20 protein-coding genes are annotated in these 18,547 nt (G+C 67.6%); 6 read left to right on the top strand and 14 right to left on the bottom strand.

The window, feature by feature from the left end; translation table 11 throughout:
• Window positions 1-29: 29 nt before the first annotated feature.
• Window positions 30-1,016 (top strand): winged helix-turn-helix domain-containing protein, encoded by a 987-nt coding sequence (locus ACTJI2_RS08125; RefSeq protein WP_440841693.1) that lies wholly within the window; start codon window positions 30-32, stop codon window positions 1,014-1,016.
• 17 nt (window positions 1,017-1,033) lie between these two features.
• Here the strand turns inward: ACTJI2_RS08125 and ACTJI2_RS08120 are convergent, their stop codons facing one another.
• The 9 genes from ACTJI2_RS08120 to ACTJI2_RS08080 all read right to left on the bottom strand — a co-directional run bounded on the left by ACTJI2_RS08120 (window position 1,034) and on the right by ACTJI2_RS08080 (window position 7,917).
• The gene (locus ACTJI2_RS08120; protein ID WP_192199067.1) at window positions 1,034-1,315 is read right to left on the bottom strand and encodes a DUF4031 domain-containing protein; all 282 of its coding nucleotides are present in this window, start codon (window positions 1,313-1,315) and stop codon (window positions 1,034-1,036) included.
• A 42-nt stretch (window positions 1,316-1,357) separates the two neighbouring features.
• The gene (locus ACTJI2_RS08115; protein WP_440841692.1) at window positions 1,358-1,747 is read right to left on the bottom strand and encodes a DUF3037 domain-containing protein; all 390 of its coding nucleotides are present in this window, start codon (window positions 1,745-1,747) and stop codon (window positions 1,358-1,360) included.
• Complete coding sequence (locus tag ACTJI2_RS08110; RefSeq protein WP_440841873.1) at window positions 1,734-2,501, bottom strand: HipA family kinase; 768 nt, start codon at window positions 2,499-2,501, stop codon at window positions 1,734-1,736. Before ACTJI2_RS08110 ends, ACTJI2_RS08115 begins: the two co-directional genes overlap by 14 nt.
• Window positions 2,502-2,547: 46 nt before the next feature.
• A complete protein-coding gene (motB, locus tag ACTJI2_RS08105) occupies window positions 2,548-3,537 on the bottom strand; it encodes a flagellar motor protein MotB (protein WP_183640686.1) in 990 nt (329 codons plus the stop codon).
• Between the two features lie 9 nt (window positions 3,538-3,546).
• Complete coding sequence (motA, locus tag ACTJI2_RS08100; RefSeq protein ID WP_183640689.1) at window positions 3,547-4,401, bottom strand: flagellar motor stator protein MotA; 855 nt, start codon at window positions 4,399-4,401, stop codon at window positions 3,547-3,549.
• Window positions 4,402-4,487: 86 nt separating this feature from the next.
• Window positions 4,488-5,531, bottom strand: a complete 1,044-nt coding sequence (locus ACTJI2_RS08095) for a CorA family divalent cation transporter (RefSeq protein ID WP_183640692.1) — start codon at window positions 5,529-5,531, stop codon at window positions 4,488-4,490.
• Between the two features lie 89 nt (window positions 5,532-5,620).
• Entirely contained in the window at window positions 5,621-6,088 is a 468-nt protein-coding gene (gene msrB, locus ACTJI2_RS08090; RefSeq protein ID WP_183640694.1) for a peptide-methionine (R)-S-oxide reductase MsrB, read from the bottom strand.
• Between the two features lie 175 nt (window positions 6,089-6,263).
• On the bottom strand, window positions 6,264-6,821 hold the full coding sequence (locus ACTJI2_RS08085) for a DUF3016 domain-containing protein (protein ID WP_183640696.1): 558 nt from the start codon (window positions 6,819-6,821) through the stop codon (window positions 6,264-6,266).
• Window positions 6,822-6,957: 136 nt separating this feature from the next.
• Window positions 6,958-7,917 (bottom strand): AraC family transcriptional regulator, encoded by a 960-nt coding sequence (locus ACTJI2_RS08080; RefSeq protein ID WP_218533357.1) that lies wholly within the window; start codon window positions 7,915-7,917, stop codon window positions 6,958-6,960.
• Window positions 7,918-8,088: 171 nt separating this feature from the next.
• On the opposite strand from ACTJI2_RS08080, the gene ACTJI2_RS08075 reads away from it, so the two are divergent.
• From ACTJI2_RS08075 to ACTJI2_RS08065, 3 genes are all read left to right on the top strand, one after another.
• The gene (locus ACTJI2_RS08075; protein ID WP_440841690.1) at window positions 8,089-8,823 is read left to right on the top strand and encodes an SDR family oxidoreductase; all 735 of its coding nucleotides are present in this window, start codon (window positions 8,089-8,091) and stop codon (window positions 8,821-8,823) included.
• Between the two features lie 117 nt (window positions 8,824-8,940).
• Entirely contained in the window at window positions 8,941-9,975 is a 1,035-nt protein-coding gene (locus ACTJI2_RS08070) for an aldo/keto reductase (protein WP_192199072.1), read from the top strand.
• Window positions 9,976-10,047: 72 nt separating this feature from the next.
• Window positions 10,048-10,704, top strand: a complete 657-nt coding sequence (locus tag ACTJI2_RS08065) for a DsbA family oxidoreductase (RefSeq protein WP_440841689.1) — start codon at window positions 10,048-10,050, stop codon at window positions 10,702-10,704.
• Between the two features lie 71 nt (window positions 10,705-10,775).
• On the opposite strand, the gene ACTJI2_RS08060 is transcribed toward ACTJI2_RS08065, so the two are convergent.
• Window positions 10,776-10,988: a hypothetical protein gene (locus ACTJI2_RS08060; RefSeq protein ID WP_183640708.1), complete on the bottom strand. Its 213-nt coding sequence runs from the start codon at window positions 10,986-10,988 to the stop codon at window positions 10,776-10,778.
• Window positions 10,989-11,128: 140 nt separating this feature from the next.
• On the bottom strand, window positions 11,129-11,752 hold the full coding sequence (locus ACTJI2_RS08055; RefSeq protein WP_440841688.1) for an arylesterase: 624 nt from the start codon (window positions 11,750-11,752) through the stop codon (window positions 11,129-11,131).
• A gap of 131 nt (window positions 11,753-11,883) precedes the next feature.
• Between ACTJI2_RS08055 and ACTJI2_RS08050 the strand changes: the two genes are divergently transcribed.
• Together ACTJI2_RS08050 and ACTJI2_RS08045 are read left to right on the top strand one after the other, a co-directional pair.
• A complete protein-coding gene (locus ACTJI2_RS08050; RefSeq protein ID WP_440841687.1) occupies window positions 11,884-12,564 on the top strand; it encodes an ABC transporter ATP-binding protein in 681 nt (226 codons plus the stop codon).
• Window positions 12,561-15,053 carry an ABC transporter permease gene (locus ACTJI2_RS08045; RefSeq protein ID WP_440841686.1) on the top strand — a complete coding sequence of 831 codons (2,493 nt, stop codon included), beginning with the start codon at window positions 12,561-12,563 and terminating at the stop codon, window positions 15,051-15,053. Before ACTJI2_RS08050 ends, ACTJI2_RS08045 begins: the two co-directional genes overlap by 4 nt.
• A 15-nt stretch (window positions 15,054-15,068) precedes the next feature.
• Here the strand turns inward: ACTJI2_RS08045 and ACTJI2_RS08040 are convergent, their stop codons facing one another.
• The 3 genes from ACTJI2_RS08040 to ACTJI2_RS08030 form a co-directional block, all read right to left on the bottom strand.
• Entirely contained in the window at window positions 15,069-15,368 is a 300-nt protein-coding gene (locus ACTJI2_RS08040; protein WP_203321904.1) for a hypothetical protein, read from the bottom strand.
• Between the two features lie 140 nt (window positions 15,369-15,508).
• Window positions 15,509-16,729 carry an RtcB family protein gene (locus ACTJI2_RS08035; protein WP_440841685.1) on the bottom strand — a complete coding sequence of 407 codons (1,221 nt, stop codon included), beginning with the start codon at window positions 16,727-16,729 and terminating at the stop codon, window positions 15,509-15,511.
• Window positions 16,730-17,292: 563 nt separating this feature from the next.
• Entirely contained in the window at window positions 17,293-18,414 is a 1,122-nt protein-coding gene (locus ACTJI2_RS08030; RefSeq protein WP_440841684.1) for a slipin family protein, read from the bottom strand.
• Window positions 18,415-18,547: the final 133 nt, after the last annotated feature.

The raw sequence follows: 18,547 nt of genomic DNA, 5'->3' as shown, positions 1-18,547 counted from the left end.
GAAAAGTTCTGAAACGGATGGAAGAACACTTGCACACGATCGCGCGAACCACGTTGCGCCTGGGCGACTGGCAACTGGATACGATTTCCGGCGTGGCCACGCGTGATGGCGGGCGCATCCAGTTGGAACCGCGCGCGCTGGCGCTGCTGCTGCGCCTGGCGGAACGGCCGGGCGAGGTGGTGAGCATTGACGCACTGCTGGCCCGGGGCTGGCCCGACGTCATCGTCAGCCAGGATTCGGTGTATCAGGCCATCACCTCGCTGCGCCGCCAGCTGGGCGACGACCCGCGTCAGCCGCGCTACATCGCCACGGTGCCGCGGCTGGGCTACCGCCTGATCGCCGACGTTTCCGCGACCACGCCGCTCGGTCCGGTCGCGGAATCACCCGGCGTGGACGGTTCGCCATCCGGATCTGACCGGATCACCATCGACGAGGGACGGGAAGGCCGCGAACATCGGCCGTCCCGCGTTCCCGTGCGCATCGGCTTGTGGCTGGTGGTCATGCTGCTGGCGGCGTCCGCCGTGGCGGCTTACCAGCTGACCCGACCCGTCAATACGGAGACGCCGTCGATCGCATCACTGTCCGTGCTCGCACCGACGCGCTTGCAGACACTGGCCGTGCTGCCATTCCTGGATTTGACCGATGCGATGAACGAGGAACCGTTCGCCGACGGCATGACCGAGGAACTGATCGTCCGCCTGAGCAAGGTGCCCGGATTGAAAGTGTCGGCGCCGACCGCGTCGTTCCAGTTCAAGGACAAGCAGGTGCCGGTCCCCGAGATCGCGCGTTCACTCGGGGTGTCCTATTTGCTGGACGGCAGCGTGCGCAAGTCGGAGCGAACCCTGCGTGTATCCGTGCGCCTGCTGCGTGCCGACGACGGGTTCGTGGTGTGGTCGGATACCTACGATCGCCCGCACGAGGACAAGCTGGCGATGCAGGATCAGATCGCCGGAGAGGTGACTTCGGCGCTGGAGCGGCTGGCACCGCGGGCGACGGATTCGCCCGCCGGCCGTTGAGGCGACGCCAGCGCGTCTCAGTCGCCGCCGCGGCCCTGTTCCCTGGCGCGCGCGATCACCGCCTTGACCAGCGTTCGGTCCACGTGCCGCGAGATGGCGATCGCGCCGAGCCGGATGGCGTCCTCGCGCAATTCCGCGGTCACGTCGTAGTGGGCGCCGCTGGTCTTGTTCTGGAACGCGCGACGCGGGATGCCCAGCCGTTGCGCCATCGCATGCAGTTCCTCCAGCGTGTCCGCCATCAGGTGCGCCCAGCGCTGGCCGCGCCAGAGGTGCACCGCATCATCCACGTATACGCTCATTGATCGGCTGCCGGAGGGATCATCGCAACGGCTCCGGATGACTCACTTGATCCGTACCATGCGGTCAAGCAGGTGTTCCATGACCGCCTCCATGTCGCCGCACTTGCCCATGTGCACCGGCGAGGTCTGGATGATGGCACTGCGTTTGGCGGTCAACCAGTGGAATCGCGCGCGCTTGGGCAGCAGGCCGATGGGGCCGGCCTGGGCGCCGCCTTCGCAGATGCGCGGAATCGCGGCCAGGTGGCGTTGCAGGGAATCCAGATCGATGCGCGGATCCAGGGCCAGCACGCGGGCTTCGTCCAGCTCGATGCGCGCCTGCAGGAAGCCGGTCTTCTCGCAGGACACGATCACGCCGACGTTGATGAACTCCTCGCGCTCCACACGCGGCACCACCCGGATGACGGCGTAGTCGTAGCTGTCAGTCGCGCGCACGCTGGGCCTCCTGCGCGAACGCATGCGGCAGTGCCAGGCGCTGCTGCAGATAGTGGGTATAGGCAGCACGCTGCTGGTCGGGCGGACCGAAGGCGTCGCCACCCTGCAGCCACGTGTCCGGTACCAGTGCGACGATGTCGGCCAGCCGTTCTGGCGACAGCCGCGCGCTGAGCCGCGCGTCGGCGGCTTCCAGATCGCTGACCCAGGGCAGCAGGACATGATCCCGGATCAGCGGGAACGGCCGACCGGCGCCACTGGTATCACCGTCCCAGCCGTGATGGAAATAGAGTGAGGCGCCGTGATCGATGAGGGTCAGCCGGCGATGCCAGATCAGCAGGTTGGGATTGCGCACGGTGCGATCCACGTTGCTGATGAAGGCATCGAACCAGACGATGTCCGACGCCAGCGCCGGGTCCGGCTGCTCGGCCACGGGATCGAAATTGGCCGAGCCCGGCAGGTAGTCCAGCGCCAGGTTGAGCCCGGCACTGGCCTTGATCAGATCCTGGATCTCCGGATCGCCCTCGGTGCGCGCCAGCTCCGCGTCCAGTTCGACCAGCACGATTTCCGGCACCGGCAATTGCAGTGCGCGGGCGATTTCGCCGGAAATCAGTTCCGCCACCAGCGCGCGCGGCCCCTGGCCGGCGCCGCGGAACTTGAGGACATACATGCCGTCGTCGTCCGCCTCGACGATGGCCGGCATCGAGCCGCCTTCGCGCAGGGGCGTCACGTAGCGGGTGGCGGAAACGGTGCGCAGTGTCATCGCGCAAGGATAGCCTCCCGCGCGGGTACGGCGAAGCCCGTCAGGGATGCCCGCCGCGCGCGGGCAGGGCGGGTGCGGCCGGCAAGGCCGGCACCTGGGTGTCCGCGTCGGCCAGTACCTTGCCCAGTGCCATGCCGCTGCCGTCCAGCGCTTCGGCCTCGGCCGCGCGGGTCATGATGACGATGCTGATGCGACGGTTGATCGGGTTCTGCGGATCCTGCTTGTCGAACAGCACGGAGGACGACAAGCCGACCACGCGGGTCACCTTGTCCTCCTGCATGCCGGCTTCGACCAGCGCCCGCCGCGCCGCGTTGGCGCGGTCGGCGCTCAGCTCCCAGTTGGTATAGCCGGCCCGGGCATACGCGGTGACATCGGTGTGGCCGGTCAGGCTGATGTGGTTGGGTACGCGATTGATGAAGCCGGCCAGCTCGTGGAGGATGTCGGTCGTGTACGGCTTGAGCGAGGAACTGCCCAGATCGAACATGGGCCGGTTCTGCTGATCGACGATCTGGATGCGCAAGCCCTCGGGGGTCAGATCGATCAGCAACTGATCCTTGAACGGCTCCAGCGCCTGGCTGCGGCTGATCGCCTCCTCCAGCGCTTGCATCAACGCTTCCAGCCGCTGCTGATCCTGCGCATGTTCGCGTGCCTGGTCCTGCGCGCTGGCTTCGCGCGAGGCCGGCGTGCGGCCGTCCGGATCCGGTTTGCTGAAGGGGTCGTCGCCACTGCCGCGCGGGATGTCCATCGTGCCGCCCAGCTTGATCATCGAGGTACTGGCGCCGCCGGGCCCGTTGGGACCGGGCGCGGGCGAGAAGCTCTTGCCGCTGAGCGGGCTCGGGTTGCGGAAGTACTCGGAGATCGCCGCGCGGTCCTTGTTGGTGGTCGCGCCGACCAGCCACATGACCAGGAAGAACGCCATCATCGCGGTGACGAAGTCGGCGTAGGCGACCTTCCAGGAGCCGCCGTGATGGCCGCCGCCCTGAATCTTGCGGACCCGGCGAACCACAATGACCGTGGATTTCTCGGCCATGGCGCGTGCCTACTTGGCGCCCTTGAGATGGGTCTCGAATTCGGCGAACTGCGGACGCACCGCCGACGGCAGCGTCTTGCGCGCGAACTCCAGTGCCACCTTGGGGTTGTAGCCGCGCAGGCAGGCCAGCAGGGCGGTCTTCACGCTTTCGTAGATGCGGCTGTCCTGCTCGGCGCGCGCTTCCAGCGCCGCGGCCAGCGGGCCGACGAAGCCATAGGCCAGCAGGATGCCCAGAAAGGTGCCGACCAGGGCGCCGGCCACGTGCGCGCCCACCTCGGCGATGTCGCCGCCGATCGAACCCATGGTGATGACGATGCCCAGCACCGCGGCGACGATGCCGAAACCCGGCAATGCGTCGGCGACCTTCGCCAGCGCATGGGCCGGCGCCATCATCTCGTGATGGTGCTTCTCCAGTTCCAGTTCCAGCAGCGGTTCCAGCTCGTGCGGCTCGATGTTGCTGCCGACCATCAGGCGCAGGCAGTCGGTGATGAAGTCCATCAGGTGGTGATCGGCCAGCACCTTGGGATACTTGTTGAACAGATCGCTGGAGCCCGGATTGTCGACGTGCGATTCCAGCGAGATGAAGCCTTCGCGGCGCGCCTTGTTCAGCAGTTCGTACATCAGGGTCAGCACGTCCAGGTAATCGGACGACTTGTACTTGACCCCCTTGAACACCGCGGGAATGCTGGCGAAGGTGGCCTTCACCACCTTCGGCGGATTGCTCATCAGGAACGCGCCCAGCGCCGCGCCGCCGATGATCACCAGTTCGAACGGCTGCCACAGGGCGGCGAGCTTGCCGTGCGAGGCGACGAAGCCGCCGAGCACGCTGGCGATGACGACCAGGATTCCTACGATGATCAACATGGACGGGGCGCGGCGTGGGGTACGAAGGAATGTCGGCCCCGATCCGGGTTTCTTGAGTGGCCGCGGGGAGGCCGCGGACGGGCGGCTCAGGTCGAGCGCGAGACGCCCAGGCGGCGCAGGATCAGGTAGACCGCCAGGCTGGACAGCAGCCCCAGCACCAGCGCGGCGGAGGCGCCCGCCCGGTGATCGGCGAAAGGCAGGCCATGCAGGTTCATGCCGAACACGCCCACGACCAGGCTGGGCGGCAGCAGCAGCGCGGTGATCATCGACAACACGTAGAGGTGCGTGTTGGTGCGCTCGGCGAGCTTGGCGGCGACCTCGTCCTGGAGCAGGCGGGCGCGCTCCTGCAGGGTCGACACGTCGCCGTCCAGATCGTCGAAGCGCTGGCCGAGCCGCGACGCCACCGGCAACAGTTCGTCCTCGTCCTCGTCCGGGGCGTGCCGTTGCTCGAACTGCTTGAGTACCCGGCGCATGGCGGTCAGCGGCCGGTGCAGGCGCACGCTCTGGTGCCGCAGCGAGGCCAGGTCGCGCCGTTCGTCGCCGATGGCGTCGGCCAGCACGCGGTCCTCGATGCGATCCAGCGAGTCGGAAAGATCATCGGTGGCGCGTTCCACCGAGTCGGCGAAATGCTCGGCGATGGCTTCCAGCACGCGGGCCGGATGGCTGCAGCGTTCACCCGCGCAAAGTTGCCGCCGGACCGTCTCGACCGATCGCAACGGCTGCCGGCGGGCGGTGACCAGCAGGCCGTCACCACCACCGATGGCGAAATGCAGCCAGCCCAGGCCGTCGTGATGGCCGGGCGCGCGCGGCGCGGTCCCGCCGGCACGCTGGTGTTCCCAATCGACGAACACGCCATAGGCGCCGTCCTCCTGGCGTTGCAGGATCACGTGGGTATCGTGGGACAGCAGCGCTTCGCGGGCATCCTCGGACAGCGCCAGCCGGGCGATGGACTGCGCGCTGCGGGCGTCGCTCTGGTTGAAATGCAGCCAGCGCCAGCCATGGTGTTCGCCCGGTTCCATCGGGTCACCGGCCTCCATCGGCGTGGCGCGCCCCTCGGCATCGAAGCGCACGGCCCACAGCAGGCCGGGGAACCCGTCAAACAGGACGTCGGCGTCGGAACGGACCAGCATGGCGATGCCGCCTTCACGGCAGACGACAGTTTCGTGACCGGCAGGTTACATGCGCCGTGTGCCGGTTTTGTGACAGCGCCGTGGCGCGGTCAGGACAGCGGCTGGCCTTCCGGCGCGCCGCGCTGCAACCGGTCCGGCAACGGTTCACCGTCGCCGGTGAAGTCCAGCGACACCGAATTCAGGCAATGGCGCTCGTGGGTCGGTGGCGGGCCGTCCGGGAAGACGTGGCCGAGGTGGCTGCCGCAACGGGTACAGACGATTTCGGTGCGTACCATGCCGTAGCTGTTGTCGCGGATCCGGCCGACATGCTGCTCGTCGAACGGCGCGAAGAAACTCGGCCAGCCGGTGCCGGAATCGAACTTCGCGCTGGAACGGAACAACGGCAGCCCGCAGAAGCGGCAGGTGTAGGTGCCTTCGCGCTTGTTGTCCAGGAACACGCCGCAGAACGGTGCTTCGGTGCCATGCTGGAGCAGGACCCGGCGTTCATCGTCGCTGAGGCCGTCGGTGAGTTGCCGGCGCTGGGCATCGGTGGGAGGCGTGAGATCGAAGGCGCTCATGGAAGGCTCCGGGGTTCGTCCGCAGTCCTATATGGTGGCGGCCGGGCGGACCACAAGTGCGGGCGGGCGACGCCGAACGCCCGCAGGAATGAAGCCGCCGCAGGCGCGGAAACGAAGAAAGGCGGCCATGGGCCGCCTTTCCCTTTCATCCGGTGCCTCCGGGACAACGCGCGATTCAGGCGTCGTCGCGACGGAACTCGCGATACAGCCAGTCGTCGAGCATGCGCTTCTCGTAGCGCAGCGGGTCCGTGTCCATCACGTTGCCGCCGCTCATCATGAAGGCGCTGTCGACCAGCTTGCGCTCGCCCTGGGCCAGCACCTGGCCATTGGCGTCCTTCAATTCGAAGTTCAACGTCACCCGCGGCGGATAGATGTCCTTGATGATGCGGATGCGATCCATGTTGAACCCGCGGCCCGGCTCGTAGCTGCCGGCGCGGCGGATGTCGGTGATGGTGATGTGCATCTGCTGGCCCGGCGCCAGGCGCTTGCCGGCCTGCTTCTGCAGGTAGGTGGCCAGATCCACCACCCAGTTGCCCTGCACCGCTTCCCAGCGGTTGCCGCTGTAGCGGATGTCGGTGAACTGGCCGGGGTCGGTCCACTCGACGCTGACGGCGTTGGCGGTCGGCAGTTCGCGCGGGGTATTGGGGTCGGTGACCGTCCTGGACTTGGCCAGCAGCGGTCCACTCAGCGCCAGTCCCAGCACCAGGGCGGACAGGAGGGATACGCGTTTCATGACCGGTCTCCGAAAGTATCAGGGGACTCAGATTCTGCGCCGGCCCCTCGGGGGCGGCAACGCGTCGGCGGGCTTTTCCGGCGCGCCCGTCACCCGAAGTTCATGTCTTTGAACGGCAGCCGATCCACACCGGTCTTCAACTCGTGCGCAGCCGCTCCACGTCGCGCAGGGGCGGGGCGCCGAACATGCGGCTGTACTCCCGGCTGAACTGCGACGGACTTTCGTAACCGACCCGATGCCCCGCGGTCGCCGCGTCCACCACCTCGGTGAGCAGCAGGCGGCGGGCTTCCTGCAATCGCAACTGCTTCTGGTACTGCAGCGGACTCATCGCGGTCACCGCCTTGAAGTGGTGGTGCAGCGCCGAGGGGCTCATGTGCACCTGCCGGGCGATGTGATCGATGCGCAGCGGCTGATGGAAATTCTGGCGCAGCCAGCCGATCGCCCGCGCCACCCGATGGCCCTGGCTTTCGGCCACGCCGATATGGCGCAACATGCCGCCCTGTTCGCTGCGCAGCAGGCGGTAGTGAATCTCGCGCTGGATCAGCGGCGCCAGCAGCGGAATGTCGCGCGGGGTTTCCAGCAATCGCACCAGCCGCAGCGCGGCGTCCAGCAGTTCCGGATCGCACTGGCTGACCGCGATGCCGCGCGAAGGCGGCGGTAGCGGCGCGGACACTTCCTCGGCCTGGGTCACCAGCGCGGCGATGTCGGCGGGCGGAAGCTTCAGCACGAAGCACAGGTAGGGCTGCTCGGGCGTGGCCTGGATGACCTGTCCGGTGATCGGCAGATCCACCGAGGCCAGCAGGTAGCGGGAGGCGTCGTAGTGGTAGACCTCTTCGCCCAGCAGAGTCCGCTTGCTGCCCTGCGCGATCAGGCACAGCGCGGGTTCCTGCAGTCCGCCCATCGGCGCGCTGGGCGCGCTGAGCCGGGAAAAGCGCAGGTTGTCGATGGCGGTGGCATGGATGCCGTCTTCGCTGGCGAATCGTTCAATCGCCGCGGCCAGGGCGGCGCGCCCTTCCTCGATCCGGGCGTCGGCACTGGACGCCGGCGGCAGGCCGGAAGGCGAAGCGGGGTTTGCAGAAACGGGGGAGGTTTCCATGGCGATGGAGTCTACGCCCGGTCCGGGAGGGCCGATACGGCCCGGCGGGGCCCGCGGCAGGATCAGGCAAGAATGACGGAGGAACCGGATATCGGCGAAAGCGGTGGCGGCACCAGACTGCGCCTCCCGCCGGCGCATCCCGCGCCGGCCATCGCGAGAAGGCCATCCCCCATGTCCGGAATCGAAGGAAAAGTCATCGCCATCACCGGTGCCAGCAGCGGCATCGGCGAGGCCACCGCGCGTGAACTGGCGCGCCGTGGCGCCCGCGTGGTCCTCGGCGCGCGCCGCACCGAACGCCTGGAGCAATTGGTCGCCGGCATCACCCGCGCGGGCGGCCAGGCCGTTTACCGCAAGCTGGACGTCACCGATCTGGAAGACACGCGCGCGTTCGTCGAGCATGCCCGCGCCGAATTCGGCCGGGTGGACGTGATCATCAACAACGCCGGCGTGATGCCGCTGTCGCCGCTGGAAGCGCTGAAGGTCGATGAATGGAATCGCATGATCGACGTCAACATCCGTGGTGTGCTGCACGGCATCGCCGCCGGCCTGCCGGTCATGAAAGCGCAGGGCGGCGGCCAGTTCGTCAACGTGTCGTCCATCGGTGGCCATGCGGTGTATCCGACCGCAGCGGTCTATTGCGCCACCAAGTACGCGGTGCTGGCGATCTCCGAAGGCCTGCGCCAGGAACACCAGGATCTGCGGGTCACGGTGATTTCCCCGGGCGTGACGACCAGCGAACTGGCCGACACCATCACCGATCCGGCGTCCAAGGCCGGCATGGACGAGTTCCGCAAGATCGCGATTCCGGCCGAGGCCATCGCGCGGGCGATCGCCTATGCCGTCGAGCAACCCGATGATGTGGACGTCAGCGAAGTGATCGTGCGCCCGACCGCCAGCGCCTACTGACGGGCACCTGCTCCGGTTCCGCGGGATGGAAGGCAACAAAGCTTTCCATCCCGCGGCTTGCCCGCTCCGGCGCGGAGGAGTGAAATGGCGGGCCCTCCCCCGCATGAGTTTTCCGCCATGGAATATCGCTACCTGGGCGCATCCGGCTTCCGCGTGCCCGTCCTCAGTTTCGGCACCGGCACCTTCGGGGGCCAGGGCGCACTGTTCAGTTCGTGGGGCCAGACCGATGTCGCCGAGGCGCGCCGGCTGATCGACGTCTGCCTGGACGCCGGACTGAACATGTTCGACAGCGCCGACGTCTATTCCAAGGGCGCGGCCGAATCGATTCTCGGCGAAGCCATCAAGGGCCGGCCGCGCGATTCGCTGATCCTCTCCACCAAGGCGACCTTCCGTTTCGACGAAGGCGAGAACAGCGTCGGGTCATCCCGCTACCACCTGATCAATGCCATCGATGCCGCGCTCAAGCGACTGGGCACCGACTACATCGACCTGTTCCAGTTGCACGGTTTCGATGCGCGCACGCCGGTCGAGGAAGTGCTGTCCACGCTCGACGATCTGGTGCGGGCCGGCAAGATCCGCTATCTCGGCGTGTCCAACTTCTCCGGCTGGCATCTGATGAAATCGCTGGCGGTGGCCGATCGCTACGGCTGGTCGCGCTATGTCGCCCACCAGGCGTACTACTCGCTGGTCGGACGCGACTACGAATGGGAACTGATGCCGCTGGCCGCCGACCAGGGCGTGGGCGCGGTGGTCTGGAGTCCGCTGGGTTGGGGCCGCCTGACCGGCAAGATCCGTCGCGGGCAGCCGCTGCCGGAAACCAGTCGCCTGCAATCGCAGACCAGCATCGATTCCGGTCCGCCGGTGGATCAGGAGCACCTGTTCCGGGTGATCGACGCGCTGGACGAAATCGCCGCCGAGACCGGCAAGACCTTGCCGCAGATCGCCCTGAACTGGCTGCTGCAACGCCCGACCGTTTCCACCATCGTGGTGGGGGCGCGCAACGAGGATCAGCTGAAGCAGAACCTGGGCGCGGTCGGCTGGAACCTGAGCGCCGAGCAGGTCGCGCGCCTGGACGCGGCCAGCGCCGTGACCAAGCCATATCCGTACTGGCACCAGGCCGGCTTCAAGTACCGCAATCCGACCCCGGTCTGATCCGGTCCATTCGTCCCATTGCCGCTGGCGCAACCCCGCGCCAGCGACCGTCGTTTGCCAGGAGAGATTCGCATGAGCCAGCCGGTCAAGATCGATTTCGTTTCCGACGTGGTGTGTCCGTGGTGCGCGATCGGGTTGCAGTCGCTGGAACAGGCCATCGCCCGGGTGGGCGGTGATCTGCAGGTGGAACTGCACTTCCAGCCGTTCGAGCTCAATCCGCAGATGCAGGCCGGCGGCGAAGACGTCGTCGAGCACCTGACCCGCAAGTACGGCATGAGCGCCGAGCAGGCGCGCAGCAACAGCGAGGCCATTCGCCAGCGCGGCGCCTCGCTGGGCTTCACCTTCGACATGGATCGCCGCCGCCGCATCGTCAACACCTTCGACGCCCACCGCCTGCTGCACTGGGCCGAGCAGGAGCATCCGGACAAGCAGCGCGCGCTCAAGCACGCGCTGCTGCGCGCGTATTTCAGCGAAGGCCAGGATGTGTCCTCGCCGGACGTGCTGGTGCCGCTGGCCGAATCTGTCGGCCTGGACGGCGCGCGTGCGCGGGCCATCCTGGCCTCGGACGAGTACGCCGAGGCGGTGCGGGCGCGCGAGCGGCTCTACCAGGAACACGGCATCAACGCCGTGCCCTCGGTGGTCTTCAACGACCGCCACCTGATCCAGGGTGGCCAGCCGGTGGAAGTGTTTGAACAGGCGCTGCGGCAGCTGTCCGGCATCGCCGGTTGAAGCGGGATGGCAAGCGCCTGCCGGGCGCGGGACGCGGGAGAGGGTCCGCTTCCCGCACCCGGCAGGCGGACTCAGCCGTGGCGGGACACGACCACGGCCTCGCGGCCGGCCATGTCCATCACCACCGCGGTCGGGATGCCGTGATGCTCGTACAAGGTCGCGGCCAGCAGCCGGGCGCTGTCGCGGGCGTCGTTCAGGGTCTGGAACCGGGAACGGCCATGCTCGCCCTCATAGAGCTGCCAGCCGTCGTTGGCGGCGGCGATGGTGAACAGAAGACGGGGCATTGGAACCTCCGGAAACCAGCAGACGCGCGTCCTGCGCGGTTGCATAGCCTGCCCGGAGGCGAGGCGTTGCACATTCAGCGGATTCCGCTACGTGCTGTAGGAAAAAACCTACCCCGCCCCGCCGGCCGGCCCCGGGACCGTCACTTCAGCAGGGGGGCCAGCACCGTCCAGACGTGGTCGCGGATCTTCGGCTGCGCCGCCGCCACCGGATGCAGGTTGTCGGCCTGGAAGTTGGCGCGGTCGCGGGCGACGGGTTCCAGCAGGAACGGCAGCAGCGGCAGCTTGTACTGGTCCGCCAGCGCCTTGAAGTTGGCTTCGAAACCGCGCGTGTAGTCGGGGCCGTAGTTGGGCGGGATGCGCATCCCGATCAGCATCACCCGCGCGCCGGATTTGCGCGCCGCCTGGATCATCCTGTCCAGGTTGGCGCGGGTCTGCGCCAGCGACAGGCCGCGCAGGCCGTCATTGGCACCCAGTTCGATCACCACGATGGCCGGGTGATGGCGCTGCAGTTCGGCGGCGATGCGCGAGGCGCCACCGGCGGTGGTTTCGCCGCTGATGCTGGCGTTGACCACCCGCCAGCCCGGCCGGGTGCGCTTGACCTGTTCGGCGGTGAGCGCGACCCAGCCCTGCGCGGCGGACAGGCCATAGGCGGCGGAAAGCGAATCGCCCATCACCAGGACGGTGCGTGGCGCGGCGGCGGTCGGCGCCTGCGCGGCCAGCGGCAGCGCCAGCAGCGACGCCAATAGCAGCAGGGTGGTACTCATGGCACATTGCAGGCGGGTCCGGGCGGCCCCATACCGGATGTTCTTAAAGAACATTTAATCCGTGCTCCCAATGATGGAGGGGCATCAGCATAGAGATGATCATGGCCGATTCCACCGCACCCCGTACTCCCGTGACAGACGCGCTTCAGGTAAGCGGCCTGGGCAAGCGCGTGGGATTGCCAGGCGGCGATCTGACCATCCTCGAGGACGTGGGTTTCCGCGTTCCGCGCGGTGCCACGGTCGCGATCGTCGGCGCTTCGGGGTCGGGCAAGAGCACGCTGCTGTCGCTGCTGGCGGGCCTGGATACGCCCTCGGGCGGCACGGTGACGCTGGAAGGCGAACCGCTGTCGTCGCTGGACGAGGACGGTCGCGCGCGGGTGCGCGGCGAGAAGGTCGGCTTCGTGTTCCAGAGTTTCCAGTTGCTGCCTTCGCTGACCGCGCTGGAAAACGTGATGCTGCCACTGGAACTGCGCGGCGATGCCGACGTCGAGGCGTCGGCGCGACAGATTCTGGAGAAGGTGGGGTTGGGCCAGCGCCTGGGCCACTACCCGCGCCAGCTCTCCGGTGGCGAGCAGCAGCGCGTGGCGCTGGCGCGCGCGTTCGTCACCCGGCCATCGCTGCTGTTCGCCGACGAACCCACCGGCAACCTCGATACCCACACCGGGCAGGCGATCATCGAACTGCTGTTCGCACTGAATGCGGAAGCCGGCACCACGTTGGTGCTGGTCACCCATGACGAACATCTCGCCGCGCGCTGTGGCCGCCACCTGCGGCTGGACAGCGGTCGCTTGATCGCGGACAGCGCCGCATGAGAACGCTGAAGATGGCCTGGCGCCAACTGCGCCGGGATCTGGTCGCGGGCGATATCCGCATCCTGTTCGCCGCGCTGGTGCTGGCGGTGGTGGCGGTGACCGCGGTGGGCTTCGTCACCGATCGCGCCGAACGCGCGTTGGCCATCGAGGCCAACCGGTTGCTGGGTGGCGACGCGGTGGTGCGCGGTGACGCGCCGATCAGCGAGGAACTGCGCAGCGCCGCGAGTGGCGCGGGCCTGCGGCAGACCGAGACTCTGGAATTCCAGAGCATGATCCGTGCCGGCGAGGACCTGAAGCTGGGCGAGCTGCGCGCGCTTGGCGAAGGCTTCCCGCTGCGCGGCAGTTTCCGCATCATCGACGCGCAGGGCGAGCACGATGCGCGCGGCATCCCCGCGCCCGGCACCTTGTGGATGACCCAGGCGGGAGCAGACACGCTCGGTGCCCGCGAAGGCGATCTCATCGGCATCGGCAACATCCAGCTGCGGCTGGCCGCCCGCGTGGTGCAGGAACCGGACGCCGCGCTCGATTATTTCAACGTCGCGCCACGGGTGTTCCTCAACATCGCCGACGTTCCGGCGACCGGACTGGTGCAGGAAGGCAGCCGTCTCCGTTACCGGCTGGTGGTCGCGGGCGATGCCGGCGGCGTCGAACGCTTCACCGCCGCCGCGCGCACGCAGCTGGCGCGCGGGCAACGGCTGGAAACCATCCAGGACGCGCGACCTGAAATCCGTTCCGCGCTGGACCGCGCCGGCCGTTTCCTCGGCCTGGCCGCGCTGGTGTCGGTGGTGCTGGCCGCGGTCGCGGTGGCGATGGCCGCGCGCCGCCACAGCGAGCGCCATCTGTCCGGCACCGCGGTGATGCGCTGCCTCGGTGCCAGCCAGCGCACGCTGGTCGGCGTGCACGTGGGCGAATTGCTGCTGCTGGGACTGATTGCCTGCACAGTCGGCGTGGCGATCGCTTTCGGCCTGCAATGGGCGATCGGCGGTTGGCTGGAGCGCACGCTGGAGATATCGATACCGCCGGCGGGCCTGCTGCCGGCCTGGCAGGGCTACGGCGTCGGGCTGATCGTGCTGCTGGCCTTTGGCGCGCCGCCGGTGCTGGCGCTGCGTCGGGTGCCGGCGCTGCGGGTGCTGCGCCGGGATCTGGATCCGACCGAACCCAGCGCGTGGCTGGTGGCGCTGGCCGGTTTCATCGGACTGGGCGCGCTGCTGTGGTGGAAGGCCGGTTCGGCCACGCTGGGCACCGCGATGCTGATCGGCATCCTTGCCACGCTGGCGGTTCTCGCGGTGTTGGCGTGGGCGCTGATCCTGATCGTGCGGCGGGTACGCGGACGCCTGCGCGGCAGCCTGCGGTACGGCCTGGCCAACGTCAGCCGGCGCGCGGGTACCAGCATCGCCCAGATCTCCGCGCTTGGCCTGGGCCTGATGGCGCTGCTGCTGCTGACCTTCGTGCGCACTGACCTGCTGGATCGCTGGCAGATGGCGCTGGCGGCGGATGCGCCCAACCGTTTCATCATCAACGTGCAGCAGGATCAGGTCGCGCCGGTGCGGGATTTCCTGCGCGCGCAGGGACTGGGTGAGACCACGCTGTACCCGATGATCCGGGGCAGGCTGATTGAGCTCAACGGCAAACCCGCGAGCGGCGACGACTATGCCGAAGCCGATGAGCGCACCCGCCGGCGTGCCGACCGCGAGTTCAACCTGTCGGTGGCCGATCGCTTGCGCGACGACAACGTGGTGACGGCCGGCAAGTTCTGGACCGGCGTGCCGGCTTCGCCCGAACTGTCGGTGGAGGAGGACTTCGCCGAATCGCTGGGCTGGAAGATTGGCGACAGGGTCACCTTCGACATCGCCGGTCAAAGCTTCGAAGGGCGCATCACCAGCCTGCGCAGCGTGGACTGGGAGAGCTTCCGGCCCAATTTCTTCGTGCTCGCGTCGCCGCGTTCGCTGGATGGCTACTCGGCCAGCTACATCACCGCGGTCAGCGTGCCGCCGGCGCAGACGCGCTTCACCCGCGATCTGGTCACGGCATTCCCGAACCTGTCGGTGATCGATGTCGATGCGGTGCTCAAGCAGGTCCGCAGCACCGCCGACCAGGTCTCGACGGTGGTGCAGGTGGTGTTCTGGTTCTCGTTGGCCGCGGGCGTGCTGGTACTGCTGGCGGCGATCAGCGCCAGCCAGGACGAGCGCCTGCTGGAAGGTGGGGTGATGCGGGTGCTCGGTGGCAGCCGCCGCCAGCTGAGGCTGGCGCAGGCATCCGAATTCGCCGCCATCGGCCTGCTGTCGGGGCTGGTCGCGGCCATCGCGGCCTCGGTGCTGGCCGGCGTCATCGCCAGCCAGGTGTTCGAACTGCCCTGGCGCACCAACTGGCAACTGGCCGCGGTGGGGGGCGGCATCGGCCTGCTGGCCGCGTTGGCGGCCGGCATGTTCGCCACGCGGCGCGTGCTCGACGCGCCGCCCTCGGTCACCCTGCGCGAACTGCAGAACTGATGCGGCTGCGCGGCGCTAGTGGACGGTGCCGCCGTCGTGATCTACGCCCGAGAGTTCCGGCGGCTTGATCGGCTGCGCGTCGAACCGGCGCGCATAGGCGCGTTCCTCGATGATCCGGGCGATCTCCTCATCGGCCAGGTCCGGCGCGCCATAGACCGCGAAACCGATGCTGCCGTCGTCGCGCTCGCCAACGTACTGCAGCCGGTAGCGCGGCTGGCCCGCGCCGGTGTTTTCCGGGTAGTGGACCGGCGGACGCCCCTCGTCCAGGTCCATTTCCTTGTTGTCGATGACACCGCCGACGAACATGGCTCGCATGGCCTTCACCTCGCTGTGCTGGGGGGAATGCCGAGCATGGCAGGCGGAACGTTCGGCGCCGATCAAGCCAATGTTCCGAGAATGCGAAGAGCCCGCGAAGACCCGGCCTGACAGCCGAAAAAAAAGGGGCGAGCCGCGGCTCACCCCTTGATGCAGACCACCTGGCGCAAGGTGTGGACCACCTCGACCAGATCGGTCTGCGCGGCCATCACCGCGTCGATGGACTTGTAGGCGGCCGGCGATTCGTCGATGACGCCATCGTCCTTACGGCACTCGACGTGCGCGGTCGCCTCGCGGTGTTGCGCCAGCGTGATCCGCTGACGCGCGGCGGTACGGCTCATGACACGACCGGCACCATGGCTGCAGCTGTGGAAACTGTCCGTGTTGCCTTTGCCACGCACGATGTAGCTGCGCGTGCCCATGCTGCCCGGGATGATGCCCAGCTCGCCTTCACGCGCGCTGACGGCGCCCTTTCGGGTCACCAGCAGTTCCTGTCCGCCGTGTGTTTCCTTCTGCACGTAGTTGTGGTGGCAGTTCACCGCCAGCTTCTCCAACTGGAACTTCGGCAGGCGGTGACGCATTTCCGCCAGCACCCGCGCCATCATCGCCTCGCGGTTGTGGCGCGCGTAGTCCTGCGCCCACGACACCGCTTCCACGTAGTCGTCGAACAGCGGCTCGCCTTGCATGAAGAAGGCCAGATCCTTGTCCGGCAGATGGAAGCCGAGTACGCGGTGCGCCAGCGCCTCACGGGCACGTTCGATGAAGTAGGTGCCGATGAGGTTGCCGGTGCCACGCGAGCCGCTGTGCAGCATCACCCACACCGCACCGGCCTCGTCGAGGCAGATTTCGATGAAGTGGTTGCCGCCACCCAGCGTGCCCAATTGGTTGTCGAGCTTGTCGGTGCGGATCCTGCGGTGCTTCTGCTTGATCACGTCCAGGCGCTGGGCCAGGCCTGATTCCACCACACGGCTGGCGATGCTGTCCGGCAGGCGATGGTGTTCGCCGCCACGCCCGTTGCCAACCGGCACGCTGCGCTCGATGGAATTGCGCAACTGCGCCAGGCTGTCGGGCAGATCGCTGGCGCGCAGCGTGGTCCGCACCGCGGCCATGCCGCAGCCGATGTCCACGCCGACCGCCGTCGGGATGATTGCCCCGCGGGTCGGGATGACCGAACCCACGGTCGCGCCCTTGCCCAGGTGCACGTCCGGCATCACCGCCACCCAGGGCCCGACGAACGGGATGGATGCGATGTTGCGCAATTGCGCATGCGCCTCGGCTTCCAGCGGCACGCCGCGCACCCAGCCCTTGATCGGCGTGGCGCTGCCCTCGGCATGCAGTAATTCGAAGTTTGAAGTGTTCATGATCTCTTCCTTGAAGAATGAAACGCCCTTACCCGTGAAGGGGAAGGGACTGGCCCTTCTCTCCGTATACGGAAAAGGAGCGATGCTGTGAAAAAGCCCCTTCCCCCGCGTGCGGGGGAAGGTTGGGATGGGGGCAAGCGAAGCGGCGTGCGCTCCGGCTTGTCAGGTCTGGCAACGTTCGATGCTTGCCTGGCGAACCGGGAGATCACTGACTCCGGTATGCCCCCACCCCGGCCCTCCCCCGTGAACGGGGAAGGGAGCTTGTGTTTGCGGCTCCTTACCCGTGCGCGGAAAAGGAGCTGCAAGGTGAAAGCCCCTTCCCCCGCGTGCGGGGGAAGGTTGGGATGGGGGCGAACGAAGACAGTAAGCATCCATTGAGCAGGCATCACAACGCTCGATGCTCGCCCCGCTCAACCGACATCACCTGCTCCGGCTTTCCCCCACCCCAACCCTCCCCCGCAAGCGGGGGAGGGAGCCGGCGTTGCCCTTCTTTTCCCATACTTGGAGAAGGAGTCGAATGGTGAGAGCACCCTCCCCGCTTGCGAGGGGAGGGGGCCGTGCTGCTACTGCTTCAAACTGACCAGCTGCTTCATGACGCCATCCAGGCCGCCGAACACGGTCAGCTTGTCGATCTTCTCCGTGATCTTCTCCAACGCCTCGAGTTCCTTGAGGCGCATCAACACCGGGCTGTCCTCGATCAGCTTGGCCGTGTTGAGCAGCGAACGGGTCGCGTTCGCCTCCTCGCGGCGGCGGATCACGTTGGCCTGGGCCGACTTCTCGGCCTGGACCACGCTGTTGAGGATGTCCTTCATCTCGCCCGGCAGGATCACGTCCTTGACGCCCACGCCGAGCACCTCGATGCCAAGCCCGGCCATCTGGCCGCGCACGTGGGCGAAGATGTCGGCGTCCAGCGACGCCTTGTCGCCCAGCAGTTCGTCCAGCGTCTTGGCGGAAACCGCCTTGCGCAGGCCGTACTGCAGTTCGCGGTAGACGTGATCGCCGATCTTCGCCACCTTGGTGCGCGCGGCCACCACGTCGACGACGCGGGTGCTCGCGGCCAGGTTCACGCGCAGGGACACCTTGTCGCGGGTCAGCAGTTCCTGGCCCGAGACCTCGACCGCCTGCACGCGCAAGTCGACGATGTCCACGACCACGTTCTTCTGGAAATTCCAGAAGGCGTAGGCGCCCGGCGCCAGCGTCTTCGACAGCTTGCCGTCGATGAACACCAGGCCGGTGAACTCGGCCGGCACGTCGGCGACCACGGCCACCTTCGACAATGCGCCGAGCTGGCGCAGACGACGGGCCACGGCGGCATCGACTTCCGGCAGGCCGTCCAGCGCGACTTTGCGCACGTCCACCCGCACCAGGCCCTTCCAGTACAGCTTGCGGCCGCCCGGCAGGATGACGTCTTCCAGCTTGCCGTTCTTCGACACCAGGCCGACTTCCTGCTCGCCGATGTCGGCCAGGGTGAAGTACGGCGCCAGCATGTCCATGCGCGCGATCAGCACGTCGGCATCGTTGCCGGCGTACTCCGGCCGCGCGATGGCGTGCACGGTGATGCCCAACTCGCCGCGTGGGTCGAAGAACTTGTGGACGCCCGGCTCGAGCACACGCTCGAGCTGACGGTTGCGATACACCAGGCCGCGCTCGCCGTCACCGATCACGACCTTCTTGGTCCAGAACATGGCACATGTCTCCTTATGTGGTTGTTGGCTCTGGTGGTCCGTTCCCGGATGGCTGTTTCCGCACGGGGGAACGGTTGCCGTGCCGAAGTGTTGACGACGCCGTGCGATGCGGCGCCATCTGAAAAAGGCGGAA

It is taken from the genome of Pseudoxanthomonas sp. 22568 (genome assembly GCF_052044485.1).
In the GTDB taxonomy this organism is placed as follows: Bacteria; Pseudomonadota; Gammaproteobacteria; order Xanthomonadales; family Xanthomonadaceae; genus Pseudoxanthomonas_A; species Pseudoxanthomonas_A beigongshangi.
The sequence above is the reverse complement of the archived record's forward strand: the minus strand, read 5'-3'. Positions and strand labels throughout refer to the sequence as shown.